General features: G+C 61.3%; 17 protein-coding genes. 5 read left to right on the forward strand and 12 right to left on the reverse strand.

All coding sequences use genetic code 11. The features are described from left to right. Positions 1 to 391: 391 nt before the first annotated feature. Together VIO10_RS14150 and VIO10_RS14155 are read right to left on the reverse strand one after the other, a co-directional pair. Positions 392 to 769: an EthD domain-containing protein gene (locus VIO10_RS14150; RefSeq protein ID WP_331965502.1), complete on the reverse strand. Its 378-nt coding sequence runs from the start codon at positions 767 to 769 to the stop codon at positions 392 to 394. Positions 770 to 1,054: 285 nt separating this feature from the next. After that, positions 1,055 to 1,840 (reverse strand): hypothetical protein, encoded by a 786-nt coding sequence (locus VIO10_RS14155; RefSeq protein ID WP_331965505.1) that lies wholly within the window; start codon positions 1,838 to 1,840, stop codon positions 1,055 to 1,057. 187 nt (positions 1,841 to 2,027) lie between these two features. Between VIO10_RS14155 and VIO10_RS14160 the strand changes: the two genes are divergently transcribed. Further along, entirely contained in the window at positions 2,028 to 2,843 is an 816-nt protein-coding gene (locus VIO10_RS14160; protein ID WP_331965508.1) for a hypothetical protein, read from the forward strand. A 238-nt stretch (positions 2,844 to 3,081) separates the two neighbouring features. Here the strand turns inward: VIO10_RS14160 and VIO10_RS14165 are convergent, their stop codons facing one another. The 6 genes from VIO10_RS14165 to VIO10_RS14190 all read right to left on the reverse strand — a co-directional run bounded on the left by VIO10_RS14165 (position 3,082) and on the right by VIO10_RS14190 (position 8,787). After that, positions 3,082 to 4,092: a polyprenyl synthetase family protein gene (locus VIO10_RS14165; RefSeq protein ID WP_331965511.1), complete on the reverse strand. Its 1,011-nt coding sequence runs from the start codon at positions 4,090 to 4,092 to the stop codon at positions 3,082 to 3,084. A gap of 46 nt (positions 4,093 to 4,138) precedes the next feature. Then, on the reverse strand, positions 4,139 to 4,891 hold the full coding sequence (cofE, locus tag VIO10_RS14170; protein ID WP_331965514.1) for a coenzyme F420-0:L-glutamate ligase: 753 nt from the start codon (positions 4,889 to 4,891) through the stop codon (positions 4,139 to 4,141). Between the two features lie 16 nt (positions 4,892 to 4,907). Further along, the gene (gene cofD / locus VIO10_RS14175; RefSeq protein WP_331965517.1) at positions 4,908 to 5,873 is read right to left on the reverse strand and encodes a 2-phospho-L-lactate transferase; all 966 of its coding nucleotides are present in this window, start codon (positions 5,871 to 5,873) and stop codon (positions 4,908 to 4,910) included. Then, on the reverse strand, positions 5,800 to 7,053 hold the full coding sequence (gene cofH, locus VIO10_RS14180; protein ID WP_331965520.1) for a 5-amino-6-(D-ribitylamino)uracil--L-tyrosine 4-hydroxyphenyl transferase CofH: 1,254 nt from the start codon (positions 7,051 to 7,053) through the stop codon (positions 5,800 to 5,802). The genes cofD and cofH overlap by 74 nt, the downstream gene beginning before the upstream one ends. Beyond that, positions 7,050 to 8,240 carry a 7,8-didemethyl-8-hydroxy-5-deazariboflavin synthase CofG gene (gene cofG / locus VIO10_RS14185; protein ID WP_331965523.1) on the reverse strand — a complete coding sequence of 397 codons (1,191 nt, stop codon included), beginning with the start codon at positions 8,238 to 8,240 and terminating at the stop codon, positions 7,050 to 7,052. Before cofG ends, cofH begins: the two co-directional genes overlap by 4 nt. Before the next feature lie 424 nt (positions 8,241 to 8,664). Then, positions 8,665 to 8,787 carry a hypothetical protein gene (locus VIO10_RS14190; RefSeq protein ID WP_331965526.1) on the reverse strand — a complete coding sequence of 41 codons (123 nt, stop codon included), beginning with the start codon at positions 8,785 to 8,787 and terminating at the stop codon, positions 8,665 to 8,667. Between the two features lie 185 nt (positions 8,788 to 8,972). Between VIO10_RS14190 and VIO10_RS14195 the strand changes: the two genes are divergently transcribed. From VIO10_RS14195 to VIO10_RS14205, 3 genes are read left to right on the forward strand one after another with little or no spacing between them, the layout of a single operon-like run. Next, entirely contained in the window at positions 8,973 to 10,025 is a 1,053-nt protein-coding gene (locus tag VIO10_RS14195; RefSeq protein WP_331965529.1) for a thiamine pyrophosphate-dependent dehydrogenase E1 component subunit alpha, read from the forward strand. 4 nt (positions 10,026 to 10,029) lie between these two features. Then, positions 10,030 to 11,010, forward strand: a complete 981-nt coding sequence (locus VIO10_RS14200; RefSeq protein ID WP_331965532.1) for an alpha-ketoacid dehydrogenase subunit beta — start codon at positions 10,030 to 10,032, stop codon at positions 11,008 to 11,010. A 1-nt stretch (position 11,011) separates the two neighbouring features. Continuing rightward, positions 11,012 to 12,412 (forward strand): dihydrolipoamide acetyltransferase family protein, encoded by a 1,401-nt coding sequence (locus VIO10_RS14205; RefSeq protein WP_331965536.1) that lies wholly within the window; start codon positions 11,012 to 11,014, stop codon positions 12,410 to 12,412. Positions 12,413 to 12,414: 2 nt separating this feature from the next. On the opposite strand, the gene VIO10_RS14210 is transcribed toward VIO10_RS14205, so the two are convergent. The 4 genes from VIO10_RS14210 to VIO10_RS14225 form a co-directional block, all read right to left on the reverse strand. Beyond that, positions 12,415 to 13,065, reverse strand: a complete 651-nt coding sequence (locus tag VIO10_RS14210) for a PqiC family protein (protein ID WP_331965539.1) — start codon at positions 13,063 to 13,065, stop codon at positions 12,415 to 12,417. Positions 13,066 to 13,067: 2 nt separating this feature from the next. Continuing rightward, on the reverse strand, positions 13,068 to 14,042 hold the full coding sequence (locus VIO10_RS14215) for an MlaD family protein (protein WP_331965542.1): 975 nt from the start codon (positions 14,040 to 14,042) through the stop codon (positions 13,068 to 13,070). Then, complete coding sequence (locus VIO10_RS14220; protein WP_349259252.1) at positions 14,035 to 14,778, reverse strand: ABC transporter ATP-binding protein; 744 nt, start codon at positions 14,776 to 14,778, stop codon at positions 14,035 to 14,037. The genes VIO10_RS14215 and VIO10_RS14220 overlap by 8 nt, the downstream gene beginning before the upstream one ends. Before the next feature lie 153 nt (positions 14,779 to 14,931). Further along, positions 14,932 to 16,083, reverse strand: a complete 1,152-nt coding sequence (locus VIO10_RS14225) for an ABC transporter permease (RefSeq protein ID WP_331965548.1) — start codon at positions 16,081 to 16,083, stop codon at positions 14,932 to 14,934. A 101-nt stretch (positions 16,084 to 16,184) separates the two neighbouring features. Between VIO10_RS14225 and VIO10_RS14230 the strand changes: the two genes are divergently transcribed. After that, a complete protein-coding gene (locus tag VIO10_RS14230; protein ID WP_331965551.1) occupies positions 16,185 to 17,237 on the forward strand; it encodes a zinc-dependent alcohol dehydrogenase family protein in 1,053 nt (350 codons plus the stop codon). Positions 17,238 to 17,410: the final 173 nt, after the last annotated feature.

Genomic DNA, 17,410 nt, shown 5'->3' on the forward strand with positions numbered 1-17,410 from the left:
AGGGGCTGCGGCCCCTGCACCCGCAGTGAGAAGACGCGAAAATCTGCGCAGCGCATCTTTTCGCGACTACACTATAGAAGAGCTGCGCGCACGCGGTTTCTTAATACTGGCCCGTCGTGCCAACGACCGCGCTCCGTTGTCGCGCGCGGCCACTGCCAATGGCTTAATACTGCGCTGCCGTCGCCACGGCCAGGGGCTGCGGCCCCTGCACCCGCAGTGAGAAGACGCGAAAATCTGCGCAGCGCATCTTTTCGCGACTACGCGATTGATAAGCCCGCGGTGCAGGCCAGTTCGTCCGCAAAATCCGGCATGAAACCCGGCTTCAGGAGTCACCGGGATTTGTTTCATTTCATCGAGACTGAAGCGGCGCCCGTTTCCATTGCTGTTTTGACTATTTCGTATAGTCGAAGATCTCGTGCTCTTCGGTGAGGAAAATCGACGAGCGCTCGAAATCGACAAACTTCGATTCATCTTCGAGCAGCGCGCGCGCCGCATCAGCGCGTTCTTTGGGATCGCCGCCCGAACTAAAATCCTCGAGTGTGTCCCACCAAACTTCGGTGATCCCGTCGTAGGTTTCGGTCATTTTGCGGGTACCGCGAATTTGTTTGCCCGCGTCTTCGAACACGGTATGACTCTGGACGTATTTCTTGGCGCGCATCGATTTCGCGAAGCTGCGGACCAGCGGTCCGTGCTTCTTTAGCCAGTACTCGTGGAAATCCTTTTCGGAGACGTCTTTGCGCTTTCGGACTACATAAACGAGTTTGATCATATCGGCGGCACCCGGAATTTACATTTTGAATCCTTGTCAGTGTTGCTCCGACACCAAGCGGTGCGTCAATCGAAATGTTGGAGCCCGGATTTGAGTCCGAGGGCTTTCCAGGGCGCCGCAAGCGGCGCGTTCCGCCTTGGCTTGGTACGGAAACACCGTGGGCCAAAACCGGTGGGGTCAGGCTGAATAGTTCATCCCCATAACAGGATGCTGAGTTCGCCACGCTGGCAGCGGCCTCAGCGAAAGCCAGAGGCCAGCAAGCCTGAGCAGTTGCGGTTCGCATTTTTAGCTTGATGGCTTGGAAGAAGACGAAGGTTCGGGCGGCGGTATTGTTACCATGGCTAGTCCCATACCAGGAGCTTGCAACATTCCTGCCATGTATCCGGCTCTTCGATCTGGTATGGCAGGCCACGAATGCACGATGTCATGTTTGCGGCCATTGATATCAACGAACTGAAGAATATATTTCGTGCCCGGAACAGTCAGCATGGACTCCGTAACATCATCTACGAGGTAAAGCAGAATTCCTCTCACCATCGCCCCTGTCGCGATGGGCGCAATGACGGTCTTATTGTATAAGGCGTCGGCGCCGAGTAACGGAGTTATGCCCCCCGTTACGGCGTCGTGCACATTCATCTGGATCACAGGCGATAAGTAGACAGGGATTGTTTTGATTGTTTGCTCAGCGTCTTTGATACGAATTGCTAATGCCCATTTGTCAGCGATGCTTGCTGTTCCTTTGTTTTGTATGCTTACGGTCAAAAGAACCGCCATGCTGTGTTCGTGTTTGGCTTCCTTGGTGAGTTGCGCAGCGTTCAAAATCCCAAGGCGGTCGATGCTGCCAATCAGTTGTGGGCGACTGCTCTTCGTAGCGTATGACGCAACAGCGCCAACGAGCAGAAGTAGTGGAATCCCAATTAACCAGTACATTGCTTCGCCACGTGGCAGCGGTTGTTTCCACGTCCACAAAATGATGCGTACCGCAATGAGGGTAACCGGCGTCCAGAGAATCTGAGCAAGGCTCGGACGCCATCCAAAATACGCGTTGAAGAAACTTCGGACGCTGTTCATGATCCGGCGTATCTCCTTGAGAGTGAAATGAATCGCTCGAAGGATTATACTGCGGATCGATGGGAAAACGCATGGACAGAGAACGCGATGCCGAAATAATAAAACGGCTCTAGGCTGAAGCGCCCGAAGTGCTGAAAGCGCGTGTGGATTTTGATTCCCTGATTGACAAGTTGATTGTCTCCGATGAATGCCTAGCTCCGAAGGCTCAACCAACCAGATCAAAGAGAAGCCACAAAAACACTTGACCGACGATCAGCATAACGAGACCAAAGAGCAGGGTCGCGTTACGCAACCGGTTGCTTCAATCGCGGGGCGGTCGGAATTGCAGAATCGAGAGTCCGAGAGCGGTCAGACGAACCGCTACGCACAAATACGTCAATGCTACGACGGCGTGAAGCGCTGGGCGCGAATAGTCACTAAGGACTTCCGACACCGTTCTTATCGCGCGACATTCTTTCTCGAAGTCTTGGGATTCTTGGTTCTCAGCTTTTATGCGTGGGAAGCGTACAAGCAGAAAGTCGAAATGGCGAAGAGCGTCGAGCAACAAGTGCTCAGCAATGGTCCGCTCATCTATCCGAATGGCGCGGCTCCAACGGGATTCACGGCAGATCACATCCCCAACAAGGTGCACGTGATCTTTCACAACTACGGCAAGTCGCTGGCCCTCACCATTGTAGCGATAGGGCACATCATGATGAGCGGGAAATCGCCACCCCGCGATCCTAATTGCGATCCGGATGTTACTAGTTTGCCGAAGGGCGCCTACATAGATGCGCTGGAAGCTGACCCTACAAAGTCTCTTGAGAAAGATTGGCTTCCGCTTAACGAGAAAGAATTGAGCGAGGACAACCGAGGCCAAACGCTCTATGCCGTTGGATGCGTTTACTACTACGGCATCGACAGAACGCATATTTTCTACACCGACGTATGCGTCCTGTGGGACCCCACAAAGCCGCAAGTTTTTCAGACCTGCAACGATCCCGCACGTAGTTACGCACGCTAAGACCAGCGCTAGCGGCCATGCGATAAATCCTCGCTGAGACCATATTCCTACATTCTGTAGAGGCTTTGGGGGGACCTCCCCTACCGGCGTGTCACTCCGCCTATTAGATGGATACTTCGTCCGGTTTCACGTTGGGGATAATCTCCATGTCAAACCAAAAATGAGCGGGAGATTACTGCTCCGTCACGACGTGGGGGAGGCCGTTGAGGAACGGATCGAATCGGCGGGGGTGGGGAGTTCAGACTTCGCGGGAGATTTGGTCGTCGATCAACGTTGCCAGGCCGTCGCGGTAGGGGGACGGTTCGAGCTCGCCGACGATCGAGCGGGCGATTGCGACTTGATCCGCGGCCAGACGGCGCGCGGCGGCGATGATTTCCGGGTCTCGCAGCAGGCCGAGCGCGCGCTCGAGCACCGCGCCCTTCATGCTGGTTCCGTTCTGGAACAGCGCGCGCAGCTCGGCGCTGCGCTCGACGCCGAGCACGACCGGCAGCGACAGAATGCCGGCGCGCAAATCGGAGCCGACTGGCTTGCCGATTTTTTCTTCGGGCCCCAGAATGTCGAGCAGGTCATCGACCATCTGGAACGCCAGGCCCATCGCGGTTCCCAGCTTCGCCATCGCATCGATCGTGCGCGACGCCGCGCCCGCGAGATCCGCCGCAACCTTGCCGCCGGCGTGGAACAGCGACGCGGTCTTGCGATCGATCACCCCGATATAGTCCGCCAGGGACGCGGCCGCGTTGTGACGGAAGCGCCCCTCCATCACTTCGCCTTCGGTGAGCTGGATGCAGGCCTGCGCCGCGGTGCGCACGAGGCGTTCTTCGAAGCGGCCGCATACCTCGAACGCGCGGCAGAACAGATAGTCGCCGGCGATCAGCGACGGGCCAAAGCCGTAGCGCGCGAACGCCGACGGCTTGCCGCGACGCAGCAGGCCGCGATCGATGATGTCGTCGTGGAGCAGGGTCGCGGAGTGGATCAGTTCGAGCGCGATAGCAGCGTCGATCGCGTCGGCCACTTTCGCGTCAGTGCCGCCGCATGCGCGGTACACCAGCAGGATGAACGCCGGCCGCAGCCGCTTGCCGCCGGCGTCAACGAGATAGTGGCAAACTTCCGCGATGGCCGACTCGTTGGAGTCGAGCAGGCGGGAAAGTTTCGCTTCGGCCGCGGCCAGGTCGGCTTCGACCAGGCGCGCGGGGTTCAAAGCCTCAGGCGTCGATGCGTCAGCGAGTTGAGTTGCCTTGGCTCTTTTCACTTTTCAATTTTCACTTTTTCACGTTTCCACTTTTCACTGGATGCGGTTAGCGGAATAAATCGGCTTCGGCGGGGCGAATCAATACCTTCGCGCTGCCCTCGAACGGATCATATTTGTATCCGCGCACGACGACCGCCGGAGTGGCGCCAGCTTTTTCCATCAGGAGGCCGGCGGCGGACGCGATCTCGTCGGCGATTGCAACGACGGTGTGATGCAATTCGCGGCCGCCCAGGTCGGCGGTGCCGCGCAAGTCGAGGATTGGATTCATGCCGGCGATTCCGAGGCATACTTCGGTAAGGCCGTCGCGCCACGGACGGCCGAAGGTGTCGGTGATCAGCACGGCGACGGTAACGCCCAGGCGGCGGCGAAGCTGGTCGCGAAGACAGCGCGCGGAGGCGTCGGGATCCTCGGGCAGCAGGATGGCGCGGCCGTCTTCGAGGCTGTTGGATTCATCGACGCCGGCATTGGCGCAGACCCATCCGGGTCCGGTCTCGACGATCAGGACGCCGCGGTCGTTGCGGACGATTCTGCTGGTTTGTCGCAGCACGACTTCGATCGCGCGCGGATCTTTTTCCCAGCGCTTGGCATAGCTGCGGGCGAATTCGGAGGGCTCGAAATCCTTCAAATCGACGACGCGAGCCTCGGCTTTGGAGACCACCTTCTGGCATACGACGAGAATATCGCCGGGTTCGAGTCCGAAGCCAGTGTCGTCGAGCGCCCGGGCGATCAGCGCGGCAAGATCGTCGCCCGCCTTCACCATCGGGATTCCCTCGATTGCAGTGAGACTTATCGTGCGCATCGGCGGGACCAGCCTACTACACCGCAAGCGCTCGCAGAACCACTTCGGCCAAAGCGGCGGCGCGCTCGGGAGTGGCCATGATGGTGTCGGTAGCCAGCGCGCGCATCCCAAGCCGTTCGATCGATTCGAGGTAGCGCCGGTCGGCGTTGTCCAGCACGAACAGTCCGGCTATGTCGCGATAGAGCCGCGCAACTCCAAGCGGCGAGACTTCCATCCCGAGGCCGCGGAGCATTTTGCCGGCGGGACCTTTGATCGGCTTGCCGGCGACGATCGGGCTAATGGCCGCGACGCGCGGTTTCACCCGGCGCAGCGCCGCGCGCACGCCGGTCAAATTCAGAATCGGGCCGAGCGAGACGAACGGATTCGACGGCGCCAGGATGACCGCGGCGGATTTGCCAATCGCGCGCAGGACGGCGGGATTGGGGCGCGCGATCCCGATTCCACGCAGCTCGATCTTTTCGACGGCGCCGCGAGCGCGCCCGCGCACGAAGTATTCCTGAAACGGGATGGCGCGCCGTCCGCGCAATTTGACGAAGGTCCGCACCCGGTCGTCGCTCATGGGGATGATTCGCGACTTGACTCCGAATGCGTCCGCGATTTCGGCGGTGATTCGGCTGAGCGATATGCCGTGGCGCATCCGCTCGGTGCGGTACAGATGAGTGGCGAGGTCGCGATCGCCCAGCGCGAACCACGGCTTGCCGTAGAAACGCGCGAGCGCGTGGAGCGCGTTGAACGATTCTCCGTCCAGGCCCCATCCTTGCGCGCGATTGGCTACGCCGGCGAGCGTGTAGCTGATGGTGTCGATATCGGGTGAGACGTGAAGCCCGTAAAAGGTGTCGTCGTCGCCGGTATTAACGACGACGGTCAGCCTTTCGGGATCGATACGCCGAACCAGTCCCCGGATGAACTTAGCCGCACCCACTCCCCCCGCAAGCGTGGTGATCCGCCGCGACGGGAGAGGACGCGATTGGCCGCGCTCCATTGGGTGCCTTTCTTCCGTAGAGCTTCTTGTAGAGCGTGGTGCGTTCGACGGCGACGCGGCCCATCTCGCGGGCTTTTTCCTCGAACAAATCGACCGGCACGAACTCGCCCGAGTCGCCGCCGGCCAGGGCCGTGATGCTTTCTTCCATCAGCGTGCCCGAAAAATCATTGCATCCGGCCTTGAGCGTGTACGCCGCGAGATCGACGCCGCACTTGACCCACGAAGTCTGGATGTTGTCGATTTGCCCGCGCAGGAACAGGCGCGAGAACGCGTACATCTGGAAATCCAATTGACCGCGATCGGGCGGCGAAACCAGGCCCTTGCGGTAGAGCACCGTGTTCTGATGGATGAATCTGAGCGGCACGAACTCGGTGAAGCCATGGGTCTGCTTCTGGATCGTGCGGATCAAGTCGAGATGATTCACCACATGGCGGGGCGTCTCGATGTGGCCGTACATGACGGTTGAGGTGGTCGGCACGCCGACGGCGTGAGCGGTGGTGATTATCTCGACCCACGCGGCTACGTCGACCTTCTTGTGACTGAGGATCTCGCGCACGCTGTCGTCGAGGATTTCCGCGGCGGTGCCGGGAATCGATCCGAGTCCGTGGTCCTTGAGCATCGTGATGTATTCGGGATAGTCCATCCGCGCGCGCTTGGCGCCGTACATTATTTCCATCGGCGAGAACGCGTGGATGTGAATCTCGGGGAAGGCACCCTTCATCACGTCGAGCAGGTCGCGATACTTGAACGGGGGCATGTCGGGGTTGATGCCGCCCTGCATGCAGATCTCGGTGGCTCCGCGGGCGACTGCGTCGGCCACTTTGCGCACGATCGTATCGTCGGAATGATCGTAGGCGTCGTCCTCCCAGCGCTGGCGCTTGAAGCCGCAGAACTGGCATCCCACGAAACAGATATTGGTGAAGTTGATATTGCGATTGACGATGTAGGTGACTTCGTCGCCGACGTCCTCGGCGCGGGCGATGTCGGCGCATCGGACGGTCGCGCGCAAGTCGTCGCCGCCGGCGGTGTAAAGCAGCAGCCCTTCTTCGGGCGTCAGTTCTCTTTTCAGGAGAGCGCGTTCAAGCGCGGTGCGCACCGGCGCGGACGCCTTGCCCAGCAAAGCGTCAACGGGAGTCGCTTCGATTTCGTCAACGTAATCTCGCCAGTACTCCAGGTTCATTGTTGGCCTCCGACAGGCCGAGCCCATATCGCGCGCACTTTAGTCGCGACCGCCGGGTCGAGCCACTTATCATTAATATATTCGGGATAAATTGCGAGCCTTTCAGCAAGCCTGAATCCAGCCCGCGCGCATCGCTCGCCGAGCCGCTCGATGTGCGGCCACGGCGCCTCGGGGTTCACGTAATCCTTGCTGAGCGGGGAAATGCCGCCCCAGTCGTTGATTCCGGCGCTCAGGAACAACTCGATCTGACGCGGCGACAAGTTGGGCGGCGCCTGCACGTTCATCGCCGGCCCGAGCACCAGGCGTGCGGCCGCGATCGCGCGCGCCATGTCGTATGCGTCAGGCTCCGGCGCGTCGGCCATCGCAATTTCCGGCTTGGCGCGAAAATTCTGGATGATCACTTCCTGGATATGACCGTGGCGCTCGTGGGTGTCGCGAATCGCGGTCAGACTCAGTGCGCGTTCGGCCGGAGTCTCGCCGATGCCGAGCAGGATTCCGGTCGTGAACGGAATTCGCAGTGCGCCCGCCTCGTCTATCATCTTAATCCGCAGCGCGGGGTCCTTGTCGGGCGCCGCCTGATGCACCGCGCCGCGCGCGCGCAGCCGCGGCGAGATGTTTTCGAGCATCAGGCCCATGCTCGCGTTGAGCGGACGCAGCACGCGCATTTCGTCGGACGTCATCAGGCCGGCGTTGGTATGCGGCAGCAGTCCCGCGGCCAGCGCGATTTCGCAGGCGCGGGCGACGTATTCGATCGTGGTGCGGACGCCGAGCGTCGCCAGCGTCTCGCGATATTCCTTGAAGGCGACCTCGGGCTTGTCGCCCAGGCACATCAGCGCCTCTTTGCATCCGAGCTCGGCGCCGCGCCGCGACCAATCGGCAATCTCGCCGGGCATCATCGTCCACGCGCCGGGGTCGCCGGGGTCTTTGCGGAAGGTGCAGTAGGTGCAACGATCGCGGCAGAGATTGGTGATGGGCAGGAAGACTTTGCGCGAGTAAGTAACGTCGCGGCCCTTGCCGCGATCGCGAAGTTCAGCCGCCGCGGAGAGCAGGGCGTCGAGGTCGCTGTCGGGGCATTCGATAAGTGCGATCGCGTCGGCATCGCTGAGGCGCGCGCCCGCCAGCGCTCGATCGAGGATCTCGCGGATCGGCGCGGGCTCGCGAGGTGCGGAAGCGAGCGATGAATGCATCGACGGCATCAATCGCGTTTATAAGCGATCAGATACGGCGAGGCAACCTAGTTGCAAAACAAAACTGAATGCGGGCGCGAGGATCTGTCCTAAGTGCAGACGGCGAGTGTCCTAATTCTTGAGTCGCGGATCGTCGGTCGCGACACATCTACCTTGATCGTCGGCGCTGCCGCAATTGTCCCAAGCGCCATGCCCGTTCCGAAATGACTCTACCCACGGACGCCGCAGGTCAGTTAGAGCGCGTTGGCAGGCGTGATCTGTGCTAAGCGACTTTCGGATTTTCCAGCCCGATAGCGGCGGACAAGGTGACGACCCAGTAGTGTGTGGTGCTACCATCAGATACCAGCCCACAAGCGCGAGCGCGGCGGCATGGCGTGGCTTCACGTATTTTCTTTCCGCCTCGCAAGCCCAAAATGCAATGGTTCTAGATTCCGGAAAAATAAATCAGGACCGCAGTGAGGACGAGGGCGATTATAATGATCGGCACGTAGTGGCTCTCTTCGACCTTGGGCCACCACGGAAACCACGGAAACGGGTTCGTCTTCACTCTTTCAGCATACCCGATTCAGACGATTTACGCGCGCGCCCGTGGGCACGGGCGGCCAGTGGCCGTTGCGACGGCAGCGCAGTATTAAGACGCGCTCCGTTGTCGCGATGGAGACAAGAGCGTTTTGCCCCGCCGGCGCGCGCGGGTTAGTCTGAGTGTGATAGGCGAAGCCGGGGTACAGCCAGATGGACGAAACCAATGTTGCGCGCGGCGGCGTCGAGCCCGCGCCACGCGTCGAGTATGAGCTCCAGCTCTATTACTGGATGAAGTTGATTCGCGCGTTCGAGGAGCGTGTTTCGCGATTGCATCGCCAGAACAAAATCCTGGGCGGGGTTTACTCCGGCGCCGGGCAGGAGGCGATCGTCACGGGCATTTGCGCGCCGTTGCACGACGGCGACTTCGTGGCGCCGCTGCATCGCGACATGGGAGTTTTCATCATGCGCGGGGTCGATCCGGGCCGCCTGATGGCGCAGTTGATGGGCAAGGAGACGGGGCTGTCGCGCGGCAAGGATTCGTTTCTGCACGGCGGCGACCTGGAACACGCGGTTTTCGGATCGACCTCGATGCTGGGTTCGTCGATCCCGGTGGCGGTCGGTGCGGCGCTCAAATTCAAAATGAAAAAGGATCCCAACGTTGCGGTGGCCTTCTTCGGTGAAGGCGCGTCGTCGCGCGGGGACGTGCATGAAGGGATGAACTTTGCCGGCGTGCACAAGCTGCCGGTCGTGTTCGTGTGCGAGAACAACCGCTACGCGTACTCGACCCCGCTGGAAAAACAGATGGCGATCGAAAATGTTGCGGATCGCGCGGTGGCCTATGGCTTCAAGGGTCATGTGTGCTCGGGCAACGACCTGCTGGCGGTGCTGGAGCTGAGCGAGCGCGCGATCGCACGCACCCGCGCCGGCGAGGGTCCGGTGCTGATCGAATGCAAGACTTATCGCTACCGCGGGCATAGCGAGCACGACGCGGCGCTGTACCGGGACGCGGAAGAGCTGATCGAATGGCAGAGCCGCGATCCGATCCCGAGCTTCGAGTTTTACCTGGAGAAGAAGGGCCACGACATCAAGCGCATCCGCGAGCAGATCGACGAGCGGGCGAAGCAGGCGGTGCAGGCGGCGGTGGAATTCGCCGAAGGCAGCCGGCTGCCGGAACCTCAAGAAGCACTTGAAGATATTTACGCGCCGCCGGGCGCTCCAATTTCTCCCAAGGCGCCGAACTCATCGGCCAACGGCGCGCGCTAGGCCAATGGAAGTCACTTACATCAAGGCGATTAACGCGGCGCTGCACGAGGAGATGCGCCGCGACGAAAATGTTTTCGTCATGGGCGAGGACGTGGCGGAGCTGGGCGGCGCGTTCAAAGCCACCGAAGGGCTGCTCGAGGCGTTTGGCGAGGAGCGCGTGATCGACACGCCGATCTCGGAGGCGTTGATCGTGGGCGCGGGAATCGGCGCGGCGGTGCTGGGGATGCGTCCGGTGGTCGAAATGCAGTTCGCGGATTTTATCGCGTGCGCCTTCGATCAGATCGTCAACAATGCGGCGACGCTGCGCTACCGTCACGGCGGCAAGGCGGCTTGTCCGCTGGTGATCCGCGCGCCATCGGGCGCGGGGGTTCACGGCGCGCTGTTCCATTCACAAAATCCCGAGGCGTGGTTCACGCGCGTGCCGGGACTCAAGGTGGTCGCACCCGCAACCGCATACGACGCGAAAGGAATTTTGAAGAGCGCGATTCGCGACGGCAACCCGGTGGTGTACCTGGAGCACAAGCGGCTCTATCGCAGCGTCAAGGAAGACCTTCCCGAAGGCGACTTCACGGTGCCGATCGGAGTTGCGGAAATTCGCAAGCAAGGCGGCGACCTTTCGATAATCACCTACGGCGGCACGCTCGGCCAATCGCTTGACGCGGCGCGAATCGTCGAGAAGGAAGACGGGCTTGCGGTCGAGGTGCTCGATTTGCGAACGCTGCTGCCGCTGGATCGCGAGGCAATACTCTTAACCGCGCGCAAGACCGGCAAGGTGCTCGTGGTGCATGAGGATCGGCTGACCGGCGGGATCGGCGGTGAGGTCTCGGCGATCATCATGGAGAACGCATTCGAATATCTCGACGGTCCGGTGCGCCGGGTCGCGGCCGCCGATGCGCCGGTCGCATTCAGCCCGCCGCTCGAGGAATTCATACTGCCCAGCACCAACAAAATCGTGGATGCGATCCGCAGCCTGGCGGCGTATTGAAATGGCGATCGACGTAACGATGCCGCAGATGGGCGAGAGTGTGGTCGAAGGCACGATCGCAAAGTGGCTGGTCAAGGAAGGCGACATCGTCAGCGAAGATCAACCGCTCGTTGAAATTTCGACCGACAAGGTGGACACGGAAATTCCGTCGCCGAGCGCGGGACGAATCGCGAAGATTGTCGCCGCGGAAGGGCAGACAATCCCGGTCGGCGCGACGCTTGCCGTGATCGAGCCGGCCGGCGCAGAGACCACGGCAAAGCTGAAGGCGATCGCGCCGAAAGCAGCGCCGAAGGCGGAGCCGCTGCCTGCTCGGACGGAGCCCACACGGGAAAGTCCGGCGGTGAAGCCGGCGCCGCCGCCTCAGCCCATGCAATCGGCCGCGGTTGGCGTTCATGCGGCCGTATCCGAGGCGGGAGGTCCGCGGCGCTTTTCTCCGGTCGTGCTGAAAATGGCGGCGGAAGAGGGCATCGATCTGAGTCGCGTCCCGGGAACGGGAATTGGCGGGCGAGTCAGCAAGCGCGACCTGCAAGGTTACCTCGATTCGCTGCGAAGAGGCGCGGCGCCTGGCGCCGCGGCCGCGCCGCCGCCGACTAACGGAGTTGCGCAGAGCGGCCCGCGTCCTGCGTCGGCTGGCGCGGCGACGCAAGCGCCGGCGGCTCAGTTGGGTGCGGTTTTTCGGCCTCCCGTCTATCAACCGATCGAAGGCGACATCGTCGAGCCGTTCACCCGCCGGCGCAAGCTCATCGCCGAGCACATGGTGTTCTCCAAGACGCATTCGCCGCACGTGGGCACGGTTGCGGAAGTTGACATCACCAACGCGATGCGCATCCGCGAGAAGCATAAGGATGAGTTCGCGCGCCGCGAGGGTTTCAGTCTCACGCTTTTGCCGCTGGCGGCGGCGGCGACCGTTCGCGCGCTCAAGGAATTTCCGCGGATGAATGCCTCGGTGGTGGGCGACTCCGTGGTGCGCCGGCGCGAAATCAATCTCGGCATCGCGATGGATACCGACGAAGGGCTGCTGGTTCCGGTGATCAGGGCCGCCGAAGGGATGTCGGTGGTCGGGATTGCGCGCGCGATCGAAAGTCTGCGGCGCAAAGTCGCCGAGAAGAAAATCACCGCGGAGGATCTCGCGGGCGGCAGCTTTACCCTCTCCAATCCGGGGAGAGAGGGGAATCTGTACGGATTTGCGATCATCAATCAGCCGCAGGTCGGCATCTTGCGGATGGGCGAAGTGAAGAAGCGGCCGGTGGTGGTCGAGGTTGACGGCGCCGACGCGATCGCAATCCGCACCATGATGTACCTGGCGCTGTCGTACGACCATCGCGTCATCGATGGGGTGCTGGGCAATCGCTTCCTCTACCGCGCCGCCCGCATTCTCGAAGAGGCTGACTTCGAACTGTAGCCTCAGGCCGGATGAGCGCCCTGTTGCGAGCGCAGTTGGTGGATCATGTTCGCGATCTGGCCGCTGAGATCGCCCACCGCGCGACTAAGCGCCGCCGCCGCATCGGTAGCATCGCCGGGCTTGGAGGGCTGCGTGAGATTCGACTCCGCCGTGTAAAGGATGTTCTTGCCGGCGGAGTCGAGAATCGTCCATTTCGCCGACAATTGCGCGTTGCCATTGCCATCGGTCTCGAAGCGATAGACGTCAATCTGGACCTGCAAATCGATCTGGATGGTGTTGTACCACGGGAAGATAATCACGCGCCTGGTGCCGGCTTGTGCGGCGAGGTCGCGCGCCATCACGCTGGTGAAACCGTTTTGCAGCGACTCGCCCCATCGCTCGCTCTTTGAGAGCTCGAGACGATTGGGGGCAGCCCGCGTCACTACTTCCGGGCGATCGAGGTATGGAGGGAGTTTGATCGGCCCAAGTCCAATCGCGAAATCGCCGCCCACGCTCTGCGTCGGCGCGGCGCCGGCTGTGGGTGTGAGGAGATAGAACTTGGTGATGTCCGGCTGCGGGGCGAGAATCGTTTTGGCGAAAACGGAGCATCCCGCCAGCGCCATCGCGATCGCGCCGAGCGCACAAGTCTTGAGCAGCTGTCTGGTCGAGGTCATGGTTAATCCTGGCTGAGGTCGCGCCCGCGAATGATTGCGCTCGGGTTACGTTGCAGGTAGTCGGCCAGCTCCTTGATCGAGCGGGCGGCGGCGGAGACGTCCTGCAGGGTCTGCAGCACCTGGTAGTTCACGGGAGAGTTCGGCTCGATCGCCGTTTGCACGGCGCCGAGCGTCAGCCGGGCCTGCTTGGCCGCGGCGTCGGCGGAAAGCGAGGTCTTCTGAAAAGATTGCGACAGAGGATGCACCTGGCTGTTCATCGAGTTGAGAGTCTGCTGCGCGCCGGCCAGGGTGTGATCGAGTTGCTGGCGGGTTTTCTCGGAATTCGCCACGACTTCTTTCAGCGCGGGCGAGGTGGTGATTTGCCTGATCGAATCCAGCATCCCGGTCATCTGCGTGAACACGGCGTCGAAGTCCACCTTGTCGAGTTTTTCGAAAATTCGGATTGCCACCGCCTGGGCCTGTTCGAGGGTGGTTGGAATTGCGGGGATTTCCTGGAGCGGAGAGCCCAGCGGCGCGGCCATTTGAATCGGCGTATTCGGTTCGATGTCCAACGCCACGTACATCAGGCCGGTGACGAAGCTGTCCGAGCCGAGTTGCGCGCGCAGCCCTTCGCGGATCAGGTTGGGAATCGTATGCGGGTCGCTCAAATCGATGGAGGCGCCGCCGTGGGAAACAATCTTTTCCTCGTCGAGCTCGATGATCACCGGGATGCGCACCTCGGCGGTCAACTTGTTATTCTGGCGGTTGACCTCCTGCTCGAGGCGCAATCGAATCCGTTTGACCTCGCCTATCTCGACGCCCTTGAACTTGACCGGCGCGCCGACCCTCAGGCCGTTGACCCCGCCGCCGAAGTAGATGACAAATTCGTGGGTCTTGCGGAACAGGCCTCCCTCCAGGAGGACCACCGCCACCATGATCAGGCCCAGCGCGCCCAAAACGAACGCACCCACCATCGTCGGATTGATTCGCTTACCCATGATTCCTCGCTGATTTTTCCCCGTCTTCTGCTCCGCGGGTGAGGAAAGTCTGCACCCGGTGATCGGTGCAATGGGCCAGCAGGTCCTTGGGGTCGCCGTGCGCGATCATGGTCCTGCTCTCCGCGTCGAGGAAGACGCTGTTGTTGCCGATTGCAAAAATGCTGGCCAGCTCGTGAGTCACGACGACGATGGTTGCGCCGAGGTTGTCGCGCAGTTCCAGGATCAAGTCGTCGAGCAGGCGCGAACTTATCGGATCGAGGCCGGCCGACGGCTCGTCAAAGAAAAGTATTTCCGGATCCAGCGCGATCGCACGCGCAAGTCCCGCCCGCTTTTGCATCCCGCCGCTGATCTGGCTGGGATAGTAGCCCTCGAAGCCCTTGAGCCCGACCAGCGCCAGCTTCAGCGCGGCAACCTCCCGGATTTCCGTCTCCGACAGATCGGTAAATTCGCCGAGCGGCAGTCCCACGTTCTCCGCCAGCGTCATCGAGCTCCATAGCGCGCCGCCCTGATACAGAACGCCGAAGTGCCGCAGCATCTCCTCGCGCTCGAGCAGTTCGCCCCTGGTGAAGTTGAAATCGCCGTACCAAACCTCGCCGTTGGCGGGCTCGATCAGCCCGAGCATGTGGCGAAGCAGGGTGCTTTTCCCGCTGCCGCTGCCACCCATTATTATGAAGATGTCGCCGTGATTCACGGTGAAGTTTATATCTCTCATCAGGACGAAGGTTCCGTAGGCCATCGTGAGATTTTTGACCGTGATCGGCGGAGGTCCGTCCTTGGGAAACTTCGCCACCGAGACGCGTTTGCCGTCCGAAGACTTGATTGGTGAGGGCGTGGTGGCCATATCAGCGCGCCGGGTTGTCCAGCTTGATTTTCACTGCCGGTTAAACACCTAAATTCCGATGATGTTGAAGATAAAGGCGAAGATTCCGCAGGCGACGATTACATAGACGATTCCCGTAACCACTGCCGCGGTCGCCGCGTCACCGACCGCCGACGAACTGTCGCCGCACTGGAACCCGCGCAGGCATCCGGCGACCGCGATGATTATGCCGTAAACAGCGGCCTTGAATACGCCGCCGAGGATCATGGTGAGCGTAACCGCATTTTTCGACTCTGTGAGATAGGTGCGCAGAGAGATATGGAGCATCGTCGCGCTGACCAACGCTCCGCCCGCCACTCCCATGCAATCGGCGTACACGCACAGCAGCGGGATCATCAGGAACAGGGCCATCACGCGCGGCAACACCAGGAATTCGAGCGGCGAGATTCCCATCGTGGTCAGCGCGTCGATTTCCTGGGTCACTTTCATCGAGCCAAGCTGCGCGGCAAACGCGGCTCCGGTGCGGCCCGCCATGATGATCGCCGCCATCATCGCGCCCATGTCGCGGGTCATCGCGATTGCAACCAGGTCGGCGACGAAGATTGACGCGCCGAATTGTTGCAACTGTACCGCGCCCTCGAAGGCGAGAATCACCCCGACCAGGAAGGTGACCAGCGTGACGATGCCGAAGGCGCTGGCGCCGCAATCCTGGATCACGATCATCAGGTCAACTCTTCGAAAACGCGCCTTGCCGACGGCCAGCTTGGCGAACGCGATGGTCACTTCGCCAAAGAAGCGCAGAAATTCATCGAACCCCCGCGCATACGAAATCGCTTCCTGGCCAACCTGTTCGATGAACGAGGCATGCGCGGCCTCGTGGCGCGCGCCGGTTTTTTCCGGCACCGCTTCCGCCAGCTGGATCAAGCCCCGCACGCCCTCGGGAAGCGGGCTCCAATCAGCGGGTAAGTTGCGCTTGTGGCAGATCTCGCTGACGCCCATCAGGAACGTGAGCAGGCCGCTGTCCCAGTCGCGAAGCCCGGCAGCGTCAAAGGTCAGCCTGACGGGCTTGGGCGCGGTGTCGAGTTGTTTCAGTACAAGGTCCGTGTCAGGCAGGCCATGACGAAGATGCCAATCGCCGGCGAGCCGGACGACCAGCGTAGAGTTATCGGAGCGCGCAAATGAAAGTTCGCCCGACGGTGGGGATTGTTTGAGCGCCTGCATCGGTGCGGCTCAATAGAGCACGCCGATGAACGATAGCGCAATTCTTGGGTTTTCGATGGCTTAAGAAGTTTTTTCGCAAGCCAACGGCGGGCGTATCGGGTATGATATTTTTTAGTTCGAGTTCGATCGCTGCGAGCAAAATAGATGAAAAAATGAAGGCGATGGTGGTCGAAAAGCCCGCGCCGATCGAATCGGATCCGCTCCGCGCAATCGACGCAGCCGTGCCCGAGCCGGGGCCGGGCGAAATTCTGGTGCGGGTACGCACTTGCGGCGTATGCCGGACCGATCTTCACGTCGCCGAGGGCGACCTGCCGCCGCGCCACCCGCGAATCATTCCGGGTCATGAAGTGGTGGGGGTGGTGGACCAGCGCGGCGCCGGCGCCGCTCGTTTCAAGCAGGGCGATCGAGTCGGGATCGCATGGCTGCGCGAGACCTGCGGCGTTTGCATCTATTGTCGTCGCGGGCGCGAAAATCTCTGCCCGAACGCGCGCTTCACCGGCTACGACCACGACGGCGGCTACTGCGAATGGGCGGTGGTGCGGGAGGACTTCGCCTATGCGATCCCCGATTTGCTCGGGGATGAGGAAACGGCGCCGCTGTTGTGCGCCGGAATTATAGGATTCCGCGCAATCAAGCGGGCCGAGGTCAGGCCGGGTGCGACGGTCGGACTGTACGGCTTCGGCGGCTCGGCTCATCTTGCGATTCAGGTGCTGCGCCATTGGGGATGCCGGGTGTTTGTCATGAGCCGGGGCGGACCGCATCGCGATCTGGCGAAAGATCTTGGCGCCGAATGGATCGGCAGCGCTGAAGAGCGGCCGCCGGCGCGGCTGGATGCGGCAATTCTGTTTGCTCCGGCGGGAGATCTCGTGCGGCCGGCTCTGGAAGCGCTCGATCGCGGAGGGATCCTGGCGGTTGCGGGAATTTATCTAAGTCCAATTCCGGCGCTGGACTACGAAAGACATCTCTTCTACGAAAAAGAACTTCGCAGCGTGACGGCTAACACGCGCGCCGACGGCGAAGAGTTCCTGAAGCTGGCGGGCGAGATACCGATTCGCACGAGTACGGTGGCCTTCGGCCTGGGCGAGGCGAATGTGGCGCTCAAAATGCTCAAGCACGACGAGATCAAGGGTGCCGGGGTGCTGCGAATTTCGTGAGCAGGGGTGACCCCTGCACCCAGTGTTAAGAGCAGCGGTGACCTCTGCACCCGATGCTAAAAAAAAGATGCGGGACTTCGTCCCTGTTAGAACTGTCAGGGGGATGAGGCGCGGGAACTGTCTGCTTTTTGTGTCATTCTTGAGCGCCTCGGGATGACTCCGCTTTCTCCAGC

Origin of the sequence: Candidatus Binatus sp. (genome assembly GCF_036567905.1) — a bacterium.
Taxonomy (GTDB): Bacteria; Desulfobacterota; Binatia; order Binatales; family Binataceae; genus Binatus.